Source organism: Ktedonobacter robiniae (genome assembly GCF_016587375.1).
Classification (GTDB): Bacteria; Chloroflexota; Ktedonobacteria; order Ktedonobacterales; family Ktedonobacteraceae; genus Ktedonobacter; species Ktedonobacter robiniae.
In genome coordinates this window covers 1614892-1633873 of sequence record NZ_BNJG01000002.1, presented here as the reverse complement: position 1 = coordinate 1633873, position 18982 = coordinate 1614892, and the positions used below count along the sequence as shown (strand labels likewise).

At 55.3% G+C, this 18982-nt stretch carries 16 protein-coding genes; 10 read left to right on the top strand and 6 right to left on the bottom strand.

Annotation, left to right across the window (positions count from 1 at the left end):
• Positions 1-90 precede the first annotated feature (90 nt).
• The 4 genes from JMJ04_RS27785 (at position 91) to JMJ04_RS27770 (ending at position 3305) form a co-directional block, all read left to right on the top strand.
• Positions 91-1071, top strand: a complete 981-nt coding sequence (locus tag JMJ04_RS27785; RefSeq protein ID WP_201373661.1) for a methionine ABC transporter ATP-binding protein — start codon at positions 91-93, stop codon at positions 1069-1071.
• On the top strand, positions 1071-1724 hold the full coding sequence (locus tag JMJ04_RS27780) for a methionine ABC transporter permease (protein ID WP_201373660.1): 654 nt from the start codon (positions 1071-1073) through the stop codon (positions 1722-1724). Before JMJ04_RS27785 ends, JMJ04_RS27780 begins: the two co-directional genes overlap by 1 nt.
• 386 nt (positions 1725-2110) lie before the next feature.
• Positions 2111-2350 (top strand): hypothetical protein, encoded by a 240-nt coding sequence (locus JMJ04_RS27775; RefSeq protein ID WP_201373659.1) that lies wholly within the window; start codon positions 2111-2113, stop codon positions 2348-2350.
• Between the two features lie 19 nt (positions 2351-2369).
• Positions 2370-3305: a PhzF family phenazine biosynthesis protein gene (locus JMJ04_RS27770; RefSeq protein ID WP_201373658.1), complete on the top strand. Its 936-nt coding sequence runs from the start codon at positions 2370-2372 to the stop codon at positions 3303-3305.
• 11 nt (positions 3306-3316) lie between these two features.
• On the opposite strand, the gene JMJ04_RS27765 is transcribed toward JMJ04_RS27770, so the two are convergent.
• Together JMJ04_RS27765 and JMJ04_RS27760 are read right to left on the bottom strand one after the other, a co-directional pair.
• Positions 3317-3976, bottom strand: a complete 660-nt coding sequence (locus tag JMJ04_RS27765) for an HAD-IA family hydrolase (RefSeq protein WP_201373657.1) — start codon at positions 3974-3976, stop codon at positions 3317-3319.
• A gap of 107 nt (positions 3977-4083) precedes the next feature.
• On the bottom strand, positions 4084-5043 hold the full coding sequence (locus tag JMJ04_RS27760) for an LLM class flavin-dependent oxidoreductase (RefSeq protein WP_201373656.1): 960 nt from the start codon (positions 5041-5043) through the stop codon (positions 4084-4086).
• 163 nt (positions 5044-5206) lie between these two features.
• Between JMJ04_RS27760 and JMJ04_RS27755 the strand changes: the two genes are divergently transcribed.
• Positions 5207-5737 carry a TetR/AcrR family transcriptional regulator gene (locus JMJ04_RS27755; protein ID WP_201373655.1) on the top strand — a complete coding sequence of 177 codons (531 nt, stop codon included), beginning with the start codon at positions 5207-5209 and terminating at the stop codon, positions 5735-5737.
• A 190-nt stretch (positions 5738-5927) separates the two neighbouring features.
• Entirely contained in the window at positions 5928-7175 is a 1248-nt protein-coding gene (locus tag JMJ04_RS27750) for an RNA polymerase sigma factor (protein ID WP_201373654.1), read from the top strand.
• Between the two features lie 82 nt (positions 7176-7257).
• Here the strand turns inward: JMJ04_RS27750 and JMJ04_RS27745 are convergent, their stop codons facing one another.
• On the bottom strand, positions 7258-9534 hold the full coding sequence (locus JMJ04_RS27745; RefSeq protein ID WP_201373653.1) for a DEAD/DEAH box helicase: 2277 nt from the start codon (positions 9532-9534) through the stop codon (positions 7258-7260).
• A 486-nt stretch (positions 9535-10020) separates the two neighbouring features.
• Between JMJ04_RS27745 and JMJ04_RS27740 the strand changes: the two genes are divergently transcribed.
• The 3 genes from JMJ04_RS27740 (at position 10021) to JMJ04_RS27730 (ending at position 13473) form a co-directional block, all read left to right on the top strand.
• Positions 10021-10956 (top strand): MBL fold metallo-hydrolase, encoded by a 936-nt coding sequence (locus JMJ04_RS27740; RefSeq protein WP_201373652.1) that lies wholly within the window; start codon positions 10021-10023, stop codon positions 10954-10956.
• Positions 10957-11127: 171 nt separating this feature from the next.
• A complete protein-coding gene (asnB, locus tag JMJ04_RS27735) occupies positions 11128-12975 on the top strand; it encodes an asparagine synthase (glutamine-hydrolyzing) (protein ID WP_201373651.1) in 1848 nt (615 codons plus the stop codon).
• Between the two features lie 21 nt (positions 12976-12996).
• Positions 12997-13473, top strand: a complete 477-nt coding sequence (locus JMJ04_RS27730) for a MarR family winged helix-turn-helix transcriptional regulator (RefSeq protein WP_201373650.1) — start codon at positions 12997-12999, stop codon at positions 13471-13473.
• Between the two features lie 28 nt (positions 13474-13501).
• On the opposite strand, the gene JMJ04_RS27725 is transcribed toward JMJ04_RS27730, so the two are convergent.
• A complete protein-coding gene (locus JMJ04_RS27725) occupies positions 13502-13846 on the bottom strand; it encodes an antibiotic biosynthesis monooxygenase family protein (protein ID WP_201373649.1) in 345 nt (114 codons plus the stop codon).
• Between the two features lie 244 nt (positions 13847-14090).
• Between JMJ04_RS27725 and JMJ04_RS27720 the strand changes: the two genes are divergently transcribed.
• Entirely contained in the window at positions 14091-16379 is a 2289-nt protein-coding gene (locus JMJ04_RS27720; RefSeq protein WP_201373648.1) for a sensor histidine kinase, read from the top strand.
• A 30-nt stretch (positions 16380-16409) separates the two neighbouring features.
• Here JMJ04_RS27720 and JMJ04_RS27715 read toward each other — a convergent pair whose 3' ends face one another.
• Together JMJ04_RS27715 and JMJ04_RS27710 are read right to left on the bottom strand one after the other, a co-directional pair.
• On the bottom strand, positions 16410-17576 hold the full coding sequence (locus JMJ04_RS27715; RefSeq protein WP_201373647.1) for a methyl-accepting chemotaxis protein: 1167 nt from the start codon (positions 17574-17576) through the stop codon (positions 16410-16412).
• Positions 17573-18823, bottom strand: a complete 1251-nt coding sequence (locus JMJ04_RS27710) for a serine/threonine protein kinase (RefSeq protein ID WP_201373646.1) — start codon at positions 18821-18823, stop codon at positions 17573-17575. The genes JMJ04_RS27715 and JMJ04_RS27710 overlap by 4 nt, the downstream gene beginning before the upstream one ends.
• Between the last annotated feature and the right edge of the window lie 159 nt (positions 18824-18982).

The following is an 18982-nucleotide window of genomic DNA, read 5'->3' as shown; positions in this document are numbered from 1 at the left end:
AGGCTGGCAGAGCCAGCCTGCCATCACATTCTCTATACCGCAAGCCATGAAATAGCAAGAGGTCTCTAGATTGAAGGGTCTGGATAGAAGATGATTACAATTGAACATGTACGCAAGATCTATGGGCGCGCTCCGAATGAGGTCGTAGCTCTTAAGAATGTAAATCTGGAGGTGCCAAAAGGCGAGATCTTTGGCGTGCTAGGACAGAGTGGCGCGGGCAAGAGCACATTGATCCGTTGCGTGAACCTCCTGGAGCGCCCGACCTCAGGCAGAATTCTCGTGAATGGGCAGGAGATTACAGCCCTCTCCGGCGGCGAGCTGCGCAAGGCCCGCCAGCGCATCGGTATGATCTTCCAGCAGTTTAATCTCCTCAGCTCACGCACGGTCGCGGACAATGTGGCCTTTCCTCTAGAGCTCATGGGCCTGAGCAAGACAAAGCGCCAGGCGCGTGTACTTGAACTACTCTCACTAGTCGGCCTTGAGGATAAGGCCAATACCTATCCCGCGCAGCTCTCGGGCGGGCAGAAGCAGCGCGTAGGCATCGCGCGCTCATTGGCTAACTCGCCCGATATTCTGCTCTCGGATGAAGCCACCTCGGCCCTTGATCCCCAAACCACACACGCCATTCTCGATCTCCTGCGCGACCTGAACAAGCGCATGGGCCTGACAATCCTCCTCATCACGCACGAGATGAATGTGGTCAAGCAGATCTGTCACCAGGTGGCGATCCTCGAAGACGGAGCTATAGTTGAGCAGGGACGCGTAAGCCAGCTCGCGGCCCTGCCCTCCTCGCGTCTTGCCCAGGCGCTCTTCCCTCGCCCTCAAAACTATAGTGTCCAGCCCGGCGCCACCCTGGTCACAATAACCTTCGCGGGCGATAGCGCCAGCGAGCCGGTCTTCTCAACGCTGGCGCGCCGTTTCATGCTTGACGTAAATATTCTCAGTGGCAATATCGAAGCCTTTGGCGAGGAGCGCATCGGCCAGCTCCAGGCTGAGTTTTCTGGCGAGCAGGTCGCGCCCGCGCTGGCCTATCTACGCGAGCTGGGACTACATGTGGAGGTGCATAACTAATGGATATGGCGATAATCCCCGACCTCTGGCAGGCAACCCTGGATACCCTGCGCATGGTCCTGGTCTCAACTCTCTTTACCATCCTGGTTGGTCTGCCGCTAGGCGTGCTCCTGGTGGGCACGGACCGCGATGGACTCTTCCCTATGCGCGTACTGCACCAGGTCCTCGGCATCATCGTAAACATTGGCCGTTCACTACCCTTTATTATTCTGCTAGTGGCAATTATGCCTATCACGCGCTTCATCGTTGGCACCAGCATTGGCACCGACGCGGCGATTGTGCCGCTGACCGTCGCGGCGATCCCTTTCTTCGGGCGTGTCGCTGAGACCTCGTTGCGCGAGGTAGATTCTGGCATCATTGAGGCGGCAAAGTCCATGGGCTGCACCAGCTGGCAGATCGTGCGCAAGGTGCTTATTCCTGAGGCGCTCCCCTCAATCATCCTCGGCATCACGATTACCATCATCAGCCTGCTTGGCTACTCGGCCATCGCGGGCGCGGTCGGCGCGGGCGGCCTGGGCGACCTCGCCATCCGCTATGGCTACGAGCGCTTTGAGACCGATGTTATGATCATTACCGTCGTCCTGCTTGTCATCCTCGTGCAGGGTATTCAGCTACTCGGCAACCTAATCGCCCGTAAGTTGACCCGGCGTTAAGAAGGGATGATAAGAGCGCTACTGACGTACGCGCCTACACTGGGGAACGCCCATGCTTCCGGGGAAGGTATTTGCCCGCCAGCATAGGCGCGTACGTCAGTAGCGCTCCTCTCGAATATTTTCTACGCCACCTGGTTAAGCCTAAACAAATACCTGCATTCCATTTATTATTTTGCATACAATAACCTTTAAACTTCTTTCACAATTACTTCATAACATATTATCGCTCCAGCATGCAAAATGTGCCATTTCCCCAAATCAGAGAAAGTCCAAGCTAGTTTGAACCCTACAACACTGGAAGAAATAACTCTTATATCCTATTCATGTTTGATGTCGAGCCAAAAGCAACGTACTATATTTAGAGAACAAGGAGAATTGAGTACTATATGAAAACTATTAAGCCCTGTCCCGAATGTGGCGGGAGACGTGTGCAGACGATAACTGAAATAGCCGGAGATGACCAATGGCTTAACCCGCCCTACATCCGCATTAAGCAGCCCGAGCGCAGGAGTAACTGGTTCAAGGGCAAGCTCAGAACATCCGAGGTAAGCACTACCACCTGCCTCGACTGCGGCTACACAGCCGTCTTCGCCACTAACCCAGAAAATCTCACACCTGACGAGTAATACCGATATGGATAAATATATGCACAGTAAAAATTCGCGCCCCTACCACTTCCGCGTGGTAGATGTCTTTGCCGATCATATCTTTGGCGGCAACCAGCTAGCCGTGTTTCTAGACGGCACAGGCCTTACCGAGCAAGAGATGCTTGCCATTACGCGTGAGATGAATTTCTCGGAGACAACCTTTCTCTTTCCGCCATCTCAGCCTGGCTCGCATGCCCGGGTCAGAATATTTACGCCCGCTGGCGAGATTCCCTTTGCTGGTCATCCCACGCTCGGCACTGCTTTTGTGCTCGCTAGCAATGATCTTCTTCCGGCGAACACACAGCAGATCGTACTGGAAGAGGGCGTGGGACCTATTACCGTCCGCCTCTCGGGCGAGCCGTCTGCTCCCGAATTTCTCTGGACCACGCTCCCTCCCCTGACCTTTCAAGCCTCCTTTGAGAACCGCGAGGCTATCGCGGAAGCTCTGGGCCTACGCGCCACTGATTTCCTCACAGAGGCTCCCATCCAGCTCATCTCGACCGGGAACGCCTTCGTCTATATTCCCCTGCGCAGCCGCTCCCTGGTGGAGCAGGTCGAGGTCAATATGGCACAGCTACGTACAAGTTTCGCGGGTGTATCCTCGCTCAAGCTATACATCTTCGCCCCTGAGCCACAGGCCGACGAGCAGGGGAGATTTCACGCCTTCGCGCGTATGCTCAAGCCTTACCAGGGCAGCATCGTCGAAGATTCCGCGACTGGGAGCGCTGCCGGTCCCCTCGGCGCCTACCTCGCCCAGCATGGCTTGGTCCCCTGCCAGGATGAGGCAGAGCTGGTCGTAGAACAGGGAACGCAGATGGGACGCCAGAGTTTTCTGCACGTCCATATCCGGCGCCAGGATGACGCGCTATCCGTTGACTTCGGCGGCAGTGTCGTCCCAGTCTACGAGGGCGTTCTACGCCTTTCGCCGCGCTAGCATGCTCACCATCAACTATATAATAACGCCTGCAAATCGGCAATCGCCTGTTTGCGTGTCTCGAAGACAACGCCGTGCATGCCACAGGCTTGCGCGGCGGCGACGTGCGGAGGATAATCGTCGATAAATACGATGGATGCGTGAGGCAGTTGAAGCCGCTCAGCCGCCAGGGCATACAACTGTGAATCAGGCTTCACCAGCCCCTCTTCGTAAGAGAGAATCATCATATCAGCGAGCTTTGCCAGGCCGAAGGTGTTGCCAAAACTATGCCGGGCGTCGGGCCAGGCATTGCTCAAAAGCGCGATCTTCCTGGCCTGGCGCACCTGCTGTAGAAATTGCATAAACACGTCATCGACATAGTCACCACCTTCAAAATCATCTCTGAAGGCGCTCAATTCTGCATCCGTCAGCTCATAGGTCTGCTGAATCTCGCGCCAGACATCCTCGACGCTCGCCTGCCCCACCATAGCACGCTGGCTCGACTCACAAAGCCAGATGGCGAGCGGCAGTCCCAGCGACGAACTCGCAAACCTTGGCTCCCACCGCTGCAACTCTGGCGACCGCCGCTTATGGATAAGCACACCACCAACGTCACATAGAATGGCACGAATACCATTCGGCGTACCTGCCGATGCATCAAAGCTTATAATTTCACCATCTTGAGAATGCATATTTCTAGCTTCCTCTGCTCTAATACCGCCTTCGTACTCGAAAGCAGAACTTATTTCTTCTCAAGTATACCTGGTTGCTCTGAGCATCAGCGCCTAAAGCATTACACTCACAATTGGCCGATGAGCCGTGCCAGTTGGATTTCTTCTTGATTCGCGTCAGAGACCGGAACAAGACCAAGGGTCAGCTCATCAATTCCTGCCTCAAGTAGTTCCTGCAAGCGGTCTCGTATCTTGCTTTCATCGCCAAAGACCAGTAGGCTTTCAACGAAGCTATCCGAAACTGTATCGATCTCTTGTTGCGAGAAACCTGCCGCAACAAACATATTACGATAGGCCGGGCGCGTATGGTAAATACTCATCGCCTGACGCCCTATCTGCAAAGCGGTGGCACGATCCTTTGTAAAGGCTACCTGCACATGAGCAACGACCGGAGGCCGAGATCGCCCAGCTGCGTCCGCCCCTGCTCTCATGGCTGGAAGGGCCGTATTAAGCAAGTATGGAAGCGGGCACATAACGGAGAGAGCACCATCCGCAACCTCGCCAGCGAGGCGAAATGCTCCTGGTCCAAGCGTTGCGATAAGCAAGGGAAGCTGCGCTGAAGCATGCAATGAGGCATCAGTCGTAAAGTAGCGCCCCTGATAATGAGCCTCGCCTTGATAGAGCAGCGAACGCAACACCTGAGTATATTCTCGCAGGTAGGAGAGAGGCCGCTCCATTTCTACGCCGTACACACTTTTCGCGAACTCTGGCGAACTTGTACCAAGACCTAGCCGCAGCCTATCTGGAGCCAGGGCATTTAGACTTAAAGCCTGCTGAGCCAACAATACAGGATGGCGTGAAAAGACCTGCACGATGGCAGTTCCTAATTTGAGATGCGTTGTGCGCATCGCCGCCGCCGCCAGTGTCGTGAGCAGATCTGGATTCCAGGGCGGACCGCCTACCCAAATGTGGTCAACTCCCGCCCCCTCAATCTCAACAAGCCTTTCGACAAGCGTTGCCGGATCAGCGGGCACAACCGATAGTCCAATGCGTTCCTGTAGAAAACGAACTTTTGTATTCTCTTCCATTTAGACTTTCCTTCTGTACTTCCTTCAGAAATTTCTCTAAAGCTAAACATTGAGGCGTTGCTTATCCAACAGAGTGTTGCATAAACAGCCTACCAGGAGATACAATGATGCGTCAATCAGCAAAGAAACTTAGAATGTTGCATATGCGACAAAGGAGACGAAAGTGACGCAAAAGCCAGAAGCACTAGAGGATTTACGCGTCCGCCGCACTCGCAAACTGCTCCAGCAAGCCTTCATCGACCTCACGGTAGAAAAGGGATTTGCTACGCTCACAGTGCGAGATATTACGGAACGAGCCATGGTCAACCGCTCGACGTTTTACCGTCATTACCTGGACAAATATGACTTACTCGAACAGTATATGAACGAGATCTATGAACTAACCGAAGACCAGAGCTTATTAGCAGAGAAACAAGAACAGACCTCCCCTGGCCCCCTTAATCTGCTCAAGCATATTCAGCAATACGCTGACTTCTATCGTGTGATGCTCAGCGCGAAAGGTGACCCCCACTTCACGCAACGCTTTCGCCAGAATACGGAGAAACGCTTTCGCTCTTTTTCTACCCAGACCCCCACAGAACCAGAGGCCGACGCGCCTCCAATCGATCTAAGACTCAGTTGTATCGCCTATGCAGGAATTGGCGCGACCACCTGGTGGTTAGAGCAAGAGCAGCCCTGTCCCCCGAGCAACTAGCCAGGTGGATGAGCCAGATCAGCAGTGCCATCGCTGGCCCTTCCCTCAAGCCATAGACTTCCATCAGTTTGCCAAAACATTTGCTTACCACAAGACATAAAAGTATGTCAGGTTTTGCCACATGCTCGCGATAGAGTAGTGTACGCCATGTGGCGGACGATTCTAAAAATAATGAATCAAGGAGAGACACGTGTTATCACACCTCTACGAGGAGACCGTGGCACTACCACCAACACAGCGGGCAGGAGCAAGCAATCAGAGTATCGACAGTCTTTTAACCAGCGAGCGAGCATGGCTAGTACGTAAATGCGCCATGATTATAAGGAACGCGGATGCCGCCGAAGACCTGGCACAGGATACGCTACTGGAGGCATGGCGCAATCGAAAAAAATTGCATGATCTTGGCGGCGAGCAGCAGGAGCAGAGAAGAAGATGGCTGGCAGCCATCGCACGCAATGTCTGTCTGCGCTGGCTGCGCGAGGATCACCACGAGCGCGCCCACCGGCTCATGCAGCCATCCAATATAACCGTTAATCCTGGAACAATGAATTCACAAGAAGAAGAGTGGAGCGTTGATCTAGCCCCGGCACCCGATAAGTATGGCGTTGAAATGGAACTTGAACGCGCAGAACTGAGCGCCTTATTGGGTGAAGCCCTCGCTCATCTGTCAGAGCCACTCCGCACAACGCTAGTCGCTCGCTACATCCAGGGCGCAACTCACGCTGAGATGACGCAGCAGTTTCAGGTAAGCGAGGCCACCCTGGTACAGCGCATCTACCGGGGAAAACAGGCCCTGCGCTCGGTCTTCACCACGCACTTGAACCAGGAGCTAGCGAGCTATGGCATTTACCAGCCAGACACACAGCCAGGAGAACTGGTCACCCGCATGTGGTGTCCCTGGTGTGGCGATGATCACCTTGTGCTCAGTGAAAATGCGCAGAGCAGTAAGCGCCTCTTCCGCTGCCGAAGCTGTGACACAACCTCTGGCGGCAGCAGCAAAACAAGCCAGTGGCAGAAGATTAGTAGCGCCGCAGCAAAATATACGCAGCTCATTAAGTGGCTCTATAGCTATTACTGGCAGACCATTGACCAGGAGCCAATCTGCATCTCTTGTGGGGGGCCGGCCATCCTGACCGTAAAAGAGGCTCCAGATCTCCCCGCCAGGTATCATGGCATTGGCGACCAGCCAGGCATCGCCATCGCCTGTTCCCAATGCCAGCGCACGCACTATAACACCCTCTCGCACCTGACATTCGATCTCCCCCAGGTCCAACGCTTCTGGAAGGCTCAGAAACGCATCACCTGGCATCAAGGCAACCAGATCGAACACGCAGGCATCTCCACCCTGGTCAGCACCTTTCAAAACAAAGACAGCGCCAAACATATCGATGTGCTCGTAGAGCGCCAGACATTCCGCGTCCTGGCCATCAACGAGTAGCCGAGTACGCAAGTAGCGGGCGGCCCGCTACTTGCGTACTCGGCTACTGGGGCTGCGCCCTGGCGTACGCGGCTACTTATCCTTATTTGTCACCTTCCAGCAGGCGCTCTAGCAGATAGATGGCGCCGGCTTTGTCAAGGGGACGATTCTGGTTGCCGCATTTGGGCGACATGATGCAGGCATAGCAGCCACTGGTACATTCGCATTTGCGCAGGGTGTCCAGGGTGGCCTGGGCCAGGGCGTGCCACTGCCTGTAGGCCTCTTCGCTGTAGCCGATGCCGCCGGGATAGCCATCGTAGATGAAGATGGTGGCCTTGCGCGTCTGCGGATGAAATGGCACGATGCTGACGCCGCCGACGTCGCGGCGGTCACCTAGGACGAAGAGCGGGAGCAGCGCGATCATACCGTGTTCGACGGCGTGCAGCGAGCCAGCCGGGTCGAGTCGCCGCTTGATGAGAGCATCGATAAATCCGTCTTCGATAAGCATCCAGAGGGCTCTGGTCTCCAGGGGCGCGGAGAGCGGCTCCTCCAGCTCGCACTGCTCAAGAACGGTGCGGTACTGGTTATGCTTCCTGTTAAAGCCCTGCACCTCGCGTGTGACCAGGACCTGCCCGGAATACAACTCAAGCTGCGGGCGCTGCTGGTATTGCTCGCTCTTAAGGATCTCGACATCCGTCTGGACGATAGGTTCCGTGTAGAAATGGGTCTCATTGGGTAAGACCTCGATGCGACCCTGCGAGAGGTCCAGCCGCTGCACCTCGTAGGCGGCTCCCTGGGAGTAGTAGATGGCTCCTGGATGGCACTCGCTGATGGCGTGATAGATGTCGGTCTCTTCGAGCAGGCGCTCCTTCCCGCCGCTGCCCAGGCTCATGATGGGGAGGCGCACGCCCACCTGGCGCAGCGAGACCTGAAATGCCACACTCTTGCGTGGATCGCGCAGGTGATAGTAGTCCCCACGCCTGACGAGCCTCTTCTCCTCGACGAGCAACTCCAGCGTACGCGCGGTGGCCGCGCCAAAGAGCTGCTGATCTGCCAGGGAGAGAGGTTGCTCGAAGGCTGCACAGAGCAGGTGCTGCGGAAAGATATAGGGATTGTTGATGTTGACCAGGGCACGCTCGGCAGGCTGATCCAGCAGCATCGATGGATTGGCAGCGAAGTACTGGTCGAGGGCGTCCTCGCGCAGGACGAAGATGCTCAAGGCACTGCGATTACGTCGCCCGGCGCGTCCCGCCTGCTGCCAGAAGCTAGAGATACTCCCAGGGAAGCCCGCGACGATTGAGACATCCAGGTCTCCCACATCGATACCCACCTCTAAGGCGCTGGTCGAGATGATACCCAGGATCTCCCCCTGGGCCAGCTGGCGCTCGATCTCGCGCCTTTGCTCGGGAGTATAGCCCGCGCGATAGGCCAGGACCTTGGATTGTAGATAGGATGGCAGCTTGTTACGGGTATAGCGCACCATACGCTCGACCGTCTGGCGAGCCTGGCCAAAGAGAATTGAGCGCACACCCTGAGTGATAAAGAAGGCCAGCAGGCCCGCCGCCTCCTCGACATAGCTCTGAGCATCGGGCGGCTGCCAGAGCAGGGTGAGACGTCCACCCGACGGCGCGCCGTTCTCGGTGATAGCGCTCACATCCTGACCGATGAGCTGGATGGCGTGATCCTCGGGATTGCCGATGGTGGCCGAGCCGAAAATAAAGGTAGGTTGCGCATCATGTAGAGCCAGGACACGCTTGAGCCGCCGCAGGATCAGCGCGACATGGCTGCCAAAGACGCCCCGGTACATATGCGACTCATCAACGATAACATCTTGCAGGCGTGAGAGGAAGCTCGACCAGGAACGATGATAGGGCAGCAACCCCATGTGCAACATATCGGGCGTGGTGATGACGGCCTGGGCGCGCGTACGAATGGCGGCGCGCTCGGACTGAGGCGTATCGCCCGTGTAGACATCCACGCGCAGGTCCGCATCCCAGGCCTGAAGCCGTTCCTGCCACTGCTGGATCAAGGCCCGCGTTGGCGCGATACACAACAGGGTCGCACCCTGCTGGCGATGCCGCCGCACTCGCGAGGGCAGCGCCATGGCATAGGTCTTTCCAGAAGCGGTGGCGGTGGCGATGGTCACATGCTCGCCATCCAGCGCGCGCGTCAGCGCCTCGTGCTGGTGGATATAGAGCTGTGTGATACCGGGAGGGAGCAGGGCCTGTACCTCATCCGCCACGCTGGCATGCCGCGCTGGTCTGGGCATAATCTGATGCTCGGCCTGGATACGCTCTTTATAGTCCGACCATTCCGTGAGGCGGGTCAGCAGTTGCTGCGCGTAGCGGTCGTTTATCACCTTCTCATCACTCGCCATCATCAAATCCTTTCATTTCACTTTACATATTATAACTGCTGCGAGGGGAACCCGCTACTTGCGTACGCAGCTACCGTTGGGTTTCAGGAGTAATTTGTAACGCTGCACGCCATTCCCGACGTGACATGTATGTACAAAGAGCGCGCAAACCAAAGATGCATAAAGTACAAGTAAAGCATAATAAGCATCAGTCTCCTTTCGGCAGGAACCCGCTTTAGCGCGTCCAAAGGCGATTCATCGCTTGTAGGCGCAGCCTAAAACGTTCCATAGCACGATGCGGTCGCTGGAATGCCTGTTGCCCGCTACAAGGTTTTAGCTTGCGCCACACTGCCATTAATGGCATTTGGACGCGCTAAAGCGGGTCCCTACCAAAGTTGGCATTTGGACGCGCTAGCGCCCCGATTCATCGTGAAGGTCCCTACCGAATTAAGAGCGGACCGCAACAGTTTACAGGTATTTCCCATCAACTATAAATGAGGAGCACAAGCTATGAGCAGCAAAAAGAAGGAAAGTGATCAGAAGCGTATTGCGTATGTTCATCGCGTTGTGCTACCTGCGACACAGTCGCCCGTACAATTAGAGCAGGGGTCGATCTTTTTTGTTGGTACAGCGACGGTGCTGGTCAAGTACGCTGGCTTTACCTTCCTGACCGATCCCAATTTCCTGCACCGGGGGGGGCATGTGCATCTCGGTTATGGACTGCGCGCAAAACGCCTGACCTGTCCGGCGCTGAACCTGGAAGAGTTGCCACGCCTGGACTTTGTGCTGCTTTCGCACCTGCATGAGGACCACTTCGACCGCCTGGTGGCGCGCAAGCTTCCCAAGAACACGCCCATTGTGACAACGCCAAAGGCCGCGAGCGCGCTGGCAGAGAAGGGCTTTATAACCACCTATCCCCTCAACACCTGGGAGACCTTCGTTTGGGAGCGTGGCGCGCAACAGCTCGCGATCACGGCCATGCCCGGCAAGCACGCTCCAGGGCCACTCGCAAAACTCCTGCCTCCAGTCATGGGGAGCATGCTCGAATTCCAGCAAACCAGCGGCGAGACACTGATGCGCATGTATATCAGCGGCGATACCCTCTATATCAAAGACCTGGCGGAGATTCCTCGTCGCTATCCTAATATCGACCTGGGGCTCTTCCACCTCGGCGGCACACGCGTCATGGGCTTGATGGTTACGATGGACGCGAAGCAGGGGCTAAAAGCCGTAAAGCTTATCAATCCCAAGACCTCCATCCCCATCCACTACAATGATTATACTGTCTTCAAGTCGCCCCTTGAGGACTTCAAGCGCGCCGTCGAAGGCGCAAAACTCACATCGCGCGTCCACTACCTCTCACATGGAGACTCCTACACCTTCCAGGTTCCCTCCGAAAGAAGGAGCGCTACTGACGTACGCGCCTACGCGAACCCCAAGGCATAGATGTTACGAAATGGGTAAAGGGGTATCGTGGCAGGCGGGCGAGGCCCGCCTGCCACGATACCCCTTTACCCATTCGATACCTTGATGTCATCAAGTATATTTATAGTATCAAAGTAATTTCGATATACACATATAGCAGAGGTAAAACCCCCTGGAAAGTGAGTTTCTCTTATGTGCGGTATCACCGGTTGGATCGATTGGGAACAGGACCTCTCGCAGCAGCAACCTGTGCTGGAGCAGATGGCCTGCACGCTAAAGGAGCGTGGGCCAGATCGCGAGGGCTACTGGTTCTCTCCCCGCGCCGCCCTGGCGCACCGTCGCCTGATCGTTATTGATCCCGTTGGCGGCAAGCAACCTATGCTCTTTACCCAGGGTGAACAGACTTATGCCCTGACTTATAATGGCGAGCTCTATAACTTCCGCGAGTTGCGCGAGGAGCTGCGCGCGCGCGATCATGTCTTTCGCACCCATTCCGATACTGAGGTTTTATTACATGCCTATGTTGAGTGGGGCGAGGAGTGCGTCAATCACTTTAATGGCATCTTCGCCTTCGCCATCTGGGACGAGGCGCGTCAGCGACTCTTTATCGCCCGCGACCACCTGGGCGTAAAACCGCTCTTCTACGCTCAGGTAGGCAACGCCATCGTCTTTGGCTCAGAGATCAAGGCCCTGCTGGCCCATCCGCTGGTCGAGCCTGTATTGGATGATGAGGGCATGAAGGCCATCTTTGTCTCGCTCTTTATGTCTGGTGGTGGCATCTTCCGCGATATTCATGAACTACGCCCCGCCCACTGCGCAACCTTCACGCGTGAGCGCACGCATATTCGTCCCTACTGGCAGTTGGTCAGTAGGCCCCATACCGATGACCTGGAGACGACCGCCGAGTATATTCGCTCGCTTCTGAAGGATACCGTCAAGCGCCAGCTCATCGCCGATGTACCCGTGGTGACACTCCTCTCGGGCGGACTAGACTCCAGTGGCGTGACCTCGCTGGCGGCGCGCGAATTTCAGAGCGAGCACAAGGTGCTTGATACCTATGCCATCAACTATGCCAATAGTGAGGAGCACTTTGAGGGCAACGCTATTCGTCCAAGCATCGACCGCCCTTATGTTGAGCAGGTGGCGCGTTACTTACCGACCAATCATCATGATGTTGTGGTTTCCACCGAGGAGCTGCTTGAGAACCTGCTCGTACCCATGCGCGCCCATGATCGGCCCAAGATGGGGCAGATCGAGACCTCACTGTACCTGCTTTTTAAGGTCATCAAACAGAACGCGACGGTCGCGCTCTCGGGCGAGTCGGCCGACGAGGTCTTTGGCGGCTATCCCTGGTTCCACCAGGAGCATGTGCTTAATACGCCGACTTTTCCCTGGATCGCCGCGCGCATGACTCCCAGGGGCGATAACCAGTTTATGAATATGGGTACGCCCTTCCTCTCGCCAGCCCTGGCGCAAGAGCTCCATCCACATGAGCATATGCAGCGCCTCTACCAGGAGGCCCTGGCCGAGGTTCCGCGCCTGGAAGGTGAGTCGCCACGCGACGCCCGTATCCGTGAGATCTTCTACCTGAATATGACGCGCTTCCTGCTCCTGCTGCTGGACCGCAAGGACCGCATGAGTATGGCAACGGGCCTGGAGGTGCGCGTCCCCTTCTGCGACCATCGCCTGGTACAATATGTCTGGAATATTCCCTGGGAGATGAAGACCGTCGATAATATCGAGAAGGGTATCCTGCGCCGCGCCTTTAGCGGCCTGCTTCCCGAGGAGGTGCGTATGCGGCGCAAGAGCGCGTACCCAACCTCGTTCGATCCAGCCTATACCCAGGCTGTGCGCCGTTGGACGCTGGAGATCCTCAATAATGCTAACGCGCCAGTAAACTCTTTCGTCAATGTAGAGTTTATCCGCCAGCTCGCGGAGCATCCCGATGAGGAGACGCGTGGGGAGAATGCCTACTTCCTCTTTGACTACTTGATTCAGGCCAATGCCTGGTTGCAAGAGTATCATGTCGTAACGCCATAAAACAGAAGGAGGAGACCCTACATGCCAGCCCATCCTCCGCGCGCAACACAGGAAGAGGAGGCCCTGCGCTATTACCTGGAAATTCACCGGGCGCTCTGGCACAGCCTGGCAACGACCTGGATGGACCTTGATCTCTCGCTTGCGCAGTTGCGTACATTACTCTTGCTGGCGAATCATAGTCCGCTCCAGGTTGGTCACCTGGCGCGCCATATGGAGATCGGCATTCCCACGGCTGGTCACCTGGTAGAGAAGCTGGTGCAGGCGGGCTTCGCGCGGCGTTTCGAAGATCCCGCTGATCGCCGTCGCTGCCTGGTCGCGCTCACTAGCCAGGGCGAGGAGCTTTACGCGCGCTTGCTCATTGGGCGACAGACCATCGCCGCCTGCCTGCATCAGCTTGGCGATGAGGACCTCTCTGCCTATCTCCAGGGCGCTCAAGCCCTCGCGGACAAGCTCGCGTCACAACTTACCACAAACGCAACGCAGGTCCGACGCTGCTAATGCACGCGTCGGACCATACACGGTTCCTCTAGCTATGGAAAGCCTGGCTATCGAGTGGTGCCTGCTCTCGCTCAAACATACCATAATCTCTGACAACACCAGCGATACGCAACCGGTAGTCTTTGAATATATCGGCTCTGCCCCTGGACTGCGCCGCCCGATGCTCTTCCATTTGCCTCCATGCCTGGATCGCCTGTTCATCCCTCCAGAATGAGAGCGATAGAATCTTCCCAGGAGTCGAAAGGCTCTCGAAACGCTCTATAGAGATAAAGCCATCGATTTCATTAAGCAATGGACGAAGAGAAGCAGCGATATCGAGATATTCCTGCTTCTCTTCCAGCTTTGGAAAAACTTCAAATATTACAGCCAGCATGGTTAAAGTTCCTTCTTTCTATTTTATAAGTGTAATGAGGCTCGCTACTTGCGTACGTGGCTACTTCCGGAAGTAGTCACGTACGCAAGTAGCGAGCTTCATTACTCTGAAGTCCTTCCTGAATGCCCGGTTGGCACGGTTAAGCATCTTTCTCCGTATTCTAAACAGAGGTCCTGTCTTCCCAATTTTTCTGCTATCATGTATTATATGTTATCCCCCCAGGACCCTACAAAGGAGAAAGCGTATGGACCCGCGCAATTATATCCATGAGGGGACGCAAGAAACCGATAAATTTGCTAAACCAGACCCGGACACGGATGAGTTTCTCTCTCCTTCACGTCCCCTGCCACCATCGGTTCCCCTCACCAGGGGGCAGCGCATAAGGCGCTTTTTGCAGCTCCATACCTTTGCACCCGAATTCTTTCCTCCACAACTACAACACGCCGCTGTTGGCTATGTTTGTGCGGTGCTCCTGCCTATACTGGCAACCCTCTTTCTCTTCTCCATATTGCGCATGGCGCCCTCATTTCACTTTATTGAGACTCCCATTATTCTCATGGTTGTTATCATCTCACTGGGTTGGGGAACGGTCCCAGGCATTCTGGCAACCCTGGTTGGGACGCTTATGCTCGCCTTTGTGCTACAGTACTCTCATGCCACGCCTATGCTCACAAGTAACACCTTCGCGCTCACACAATCTGAAAATATCTTTGGCCTGGGCCTCTTCGCTATCATCGGCCTGAGTGTAAGCCTGGTCACCAGCCAGACACAACACGCCAGGCGAGCGGCAACCCGCGCTCACCACCAGGTAGAAAGCCTGCTTATCCAGACAGAAACAATTTTCGAGAATATCAATGACGCAATCACGGTCATGGATACCGATGGTAAGATTATCCGCTTTAACCAGGCGCTCCAGAAACTGCTCGCCTTTGATGAAGACTATCCCTCGCTACCACCAGCCCAGCGTGGCGCCCAGGCGCTACCGCGCGACGAATATGGCAATCCGCTTACCATCGAACAGTGGCCGCTCAGGCGTATTCTACAGGGAGAAGAACTCTCCAGTTCTCAGCCCGCCGACATTATCCTGCAAACCCTGGATAAGCGTACAATCCATGTCAGCATCACCGGAACACCGATCCGCAGCCAGCATGGGCGCATCATCGGCGGCGTCCTCGTGCTGCGCGATGTGACACAACGCCGCGAGCAAGAGCGGCGCACACATGAGGCTCTGGCCTCCATGCTCATCATGGCCGAGGCCCTGGTCGGCATCGCAGACTCCACCACAAGCGAGGCACTGGCTGGCAAGAGTAATCGCGATGTCTTTCACCGCCTGCTCAAGCTCGCTTGTGACCTGCTCGGCTATCGCTCTGCCAGTGCCGTCACCCTTGATAGCCAGACAGGGCAACTTCAACCCATCGACATCTATGGATTCCCATCGCATTATGAAAGCCACTGGTGGCAGCATGTCTCTGGCGTCAGCCTGGACGACTACCTCTCGCCACAACAAATCGCCCAATTGGGAGCCGGCCAGGCCATCAATTTTCACTTGAGCGAGCGCCGCAAGCCAGAGGCGCCCACCTATGGCCTTCAATCGGTACTCCTCGCACCACTTCGCATCGGTGACCGCTTTATCGGCGTTCTCTCCCTTGACTATGAGGGAAGCGGGCGCAAATACTCGCCTGCGGAAGAGCGAGCCATTGCCTCGGCGGTAGGGAAGCTTACGGCCTTGCTTGTCGAGCGCGAGTACCTGGTCCGCGAGCGAGCCGAGGCGCGCGCCCGTGAGCTTGCCGCCCTGGAAACCACGCGCATGATGGATGATTTTATCGGCATCGCGGCCCATGAGCTACGCACGCCTATGACGGCCATCAAGACCAGTGTACAACTGGCACGCAGGCAGGTCAGGCGCATCCTCAAGCAACAGAATCTCCTCTCTGAAGAGATGGTTGAGTTGGTTGCCTCCGTGCAGAGCTTTCTTACTCGCACCGAGCGGCAGATCAATACCCAGATGCGCATGATTCGCGACCTGCTGGATGTCTCGCGTATCCGCGCCGACCAGCTCGAACTTCAGCCTGAAAACTGTAACCTGGCCCAGGTCGTACGCGAGTGTGCCGAAGATCTGCGCGACATGGACGCCAAACGTTCATTCACTCTCAACCTGCCAGGGAAACAGAGAATAGCAGTCATCGCCGATGTGGACCGCCTGCGCCAGGTTATCATGAACTACCTTACAAATGCCCTGAAATACTCGGACGCCAGCCAGCCTATCACACTAACCGTCGGCCTGGAGAGAGACAGGGTGCGTGTGGCAGTCATCGACCATGGGCCCGGCATCACCAAGGAGCAACAGAGCAAAATATGGGAGCGCTTCTACCGCGATCCAGATGTCGAGGTGCGCAGCGGTTCCGCCGTGGGCCTGGGCATTGGCCTGCACATCAGTCGCACCATCATCGAAGGGCTGGGAGGCCAGGTTGGCCTGGAGAGCCAGCCAGGTGAAGGTTCAACCTTCTGGTTCATCCTCCCCCTGGCCCGGTAACCGCCTGGCCAGGGGACACACGGTTCTATGTTACTCGGCACGGCGACCCAGGGCATCCGTTGGTACTGGCGCCCGCAGAGCGGTACTATCCTCGCCGACTACCGCGTAGTCCAGGGTCTCTTCTGGCAACTGAAAGTTCTCAATAGAGGCGTTCCATTGCTGCGCGAGTTTCGCCAGGGAGTGAATATGCTCGGCAGTTTGGAGAATAGAGGCGCTGGATTGATGAATGCGTTGCGCGATGGCATACAGATCGGAGATCATAGATTCTGCCAGGGTGGCATTGGCTTGCGCGGAAACGAGAAGCTCATTGAGCAAGGCTTCCAACCGCTGGGTATCTGTATTGATGCGCGTCAGCAGGCGCGTCTGTTGTTGCGCATCTTCCAATGACTGCGTCGTATTGACAATCAGCGTGCTCTCACCCGAACCCTTTTGCAGCTCTGGACGTTTCAACAGCATCGCTCGTATCTCATGGATAAGTTCGACATTGAGCTGAAGAGTACTACTCAAGCGCTGTATGAATGCAACAAGCTTTTCTACAGTTTCGGTAGTATCAGAGAAGCGCGTGGTTTGTATCTCGGAGGTCTGAGCCAGTTCAACCGAGCTAGAGAGCAGGCTTTGTGTCTTAGACATCACTTGCTCAGAAGAGTAGCGCGTCCACTTCGCCAGGTTTGCCAGCTCTTCGATAAGCGCGTTACAAATATCCGCAACCATGCCAAGCCTACCAGCAGGCACATTGGCTCGGACACGCAAATTCCCATCCATGATAGGCTTGATATCAGTCACAAGCTGGCGAATTTGTAGCTCCAGTTGCTGGGCATCATTAGTCGCTTTACCAGTATACTGAGCCTGCTGAATACCGACATTGACATTATCGAGAAGGGCATTGAGCGTCTGGGCAAGGGGAGAAAGCGCGTTGTTTCTCAGCAGAGGGGCACGCCTCTCTCTCTGGCCAGCCATATACGCCTGGCAGACCTCTACTAGCTGCGCATATTGATTTTTCGTCGCGCGTTGCATAAAGCGTACGAGAGCGATCTCAGCGAAAAAGACCGCGATGGCACAGGCAAAAAGCACGCCTAAAAAAAGGCTGACACCTGTATTCTCGCGCTGTTCCAGTCCAACAACACCAACAATAAAAATTGCGGTGACAGGCAACATGGCAGCGAGAAGTAATTCCAGGCGGAAAATATTTGACTTCATGGCTTGGGACTCCTTATGGGAATACTGCCTGGGACCGACGGGCCCTGCGGCTCAGATCGCCAGGCAAGTAAGAATGTCTCGTTTGGATCAGATACGACATCAGGAAATGATTGAGACGCTGGCTCAACCCTCTCTGGCTGTTGTAAGGAAGCACGCGTCAACCTATTCTCACGCGGTTTGGGTGCTGTCATATCGGTAGAAATGGCGCTCTGCCCTAGATTGGATGAAACAACCTTTTGTTCCTGCGGCTGAGGAGCTGGCAGAGACACGGGAGGCGGTATGGCAGGACCCGCCAGTTCACGTATCTTTTCGATTCTCTGTGCAATTCCCACTTGTTTTGGCGTATATAAACGCTCATTCAGCACATGTGTATAGGCCGTCACTAGCTCTCTGGCCGTCTGGAAGCGCCGTTCTGGATCGCGATGCAGTGCATGGTTAACCACCAGCTCTAGCGCGACTGGAATAGCTGGCGCGATCTCATGCAATGACGGGAGAGGCTCAGTAATATGTTTGCGCGCCACTTCTAGATAGCTACTCCCCGTAAAAGGCGGAGCCCCACTCAACAGTTCGAAGAGCATGACACCAAGCGAATAGACATCAGAGCGAGGATCACCCTCGGCTCCTCGCACGATCTCTGGCGCAAGATATTCGGGCGGACTCAGGTAATTGCCGGCAACATTTTTCAGGTGTTCGTACATGGTAGTCTGCGTAGCGCTCTCTTCAAGCCCTCTGAGGCGCAACATAGCGATTGTACCCAGATCTATGAGTTTAACATCGGCTTTATTGAGAAGGAGCACATTGCTAGAATTGAGATAGTGATATGCTCGCCCTTGCTCATGAATAAAATCAAGCAGATCCGCGATTGGGTTCAGGATCGTAAGCACTTCATGCGGCGTCCACTGTCGCTGCTGTTTTAAACGCTGAGCCAGCGTCTCACCTGAAAACATGGGATGAATGTGATAAAAGATGCCCTCTTGTACCCCATAGCCATAGAGCGGGAAGAGATGAGCATGACGGAATGTGACGAGTTGCTCTCCCTCACGTTCAAATCTTGTTTGAAAATTCCTCCTCGTACTGTGTGGAAGCGCTTGAGGAAGGAGAAAAATGGTGATGAATAGTTCGGGAACCAGCCAGAGTTCACGCGTACGAGCATGATATGTTACAGTCATATTTCCACGGTTACGCAGCTCTTCCAGGCGATACCCGCGAATTTTTCTCCCTAGAAATGGATCTTTTGCTGTATCCATAAGTCGAGATTCCTTTCTATGCCTACCGCTACCCCATCTCATATTAGCTGGTACACACTTTATTTAAAATATCACATATATGATTCATACATACTATGAAATACCTCATAAATTACTGAAGGAAGGAGGGATACGATGGTGAGATGCAAGTTGGCAACT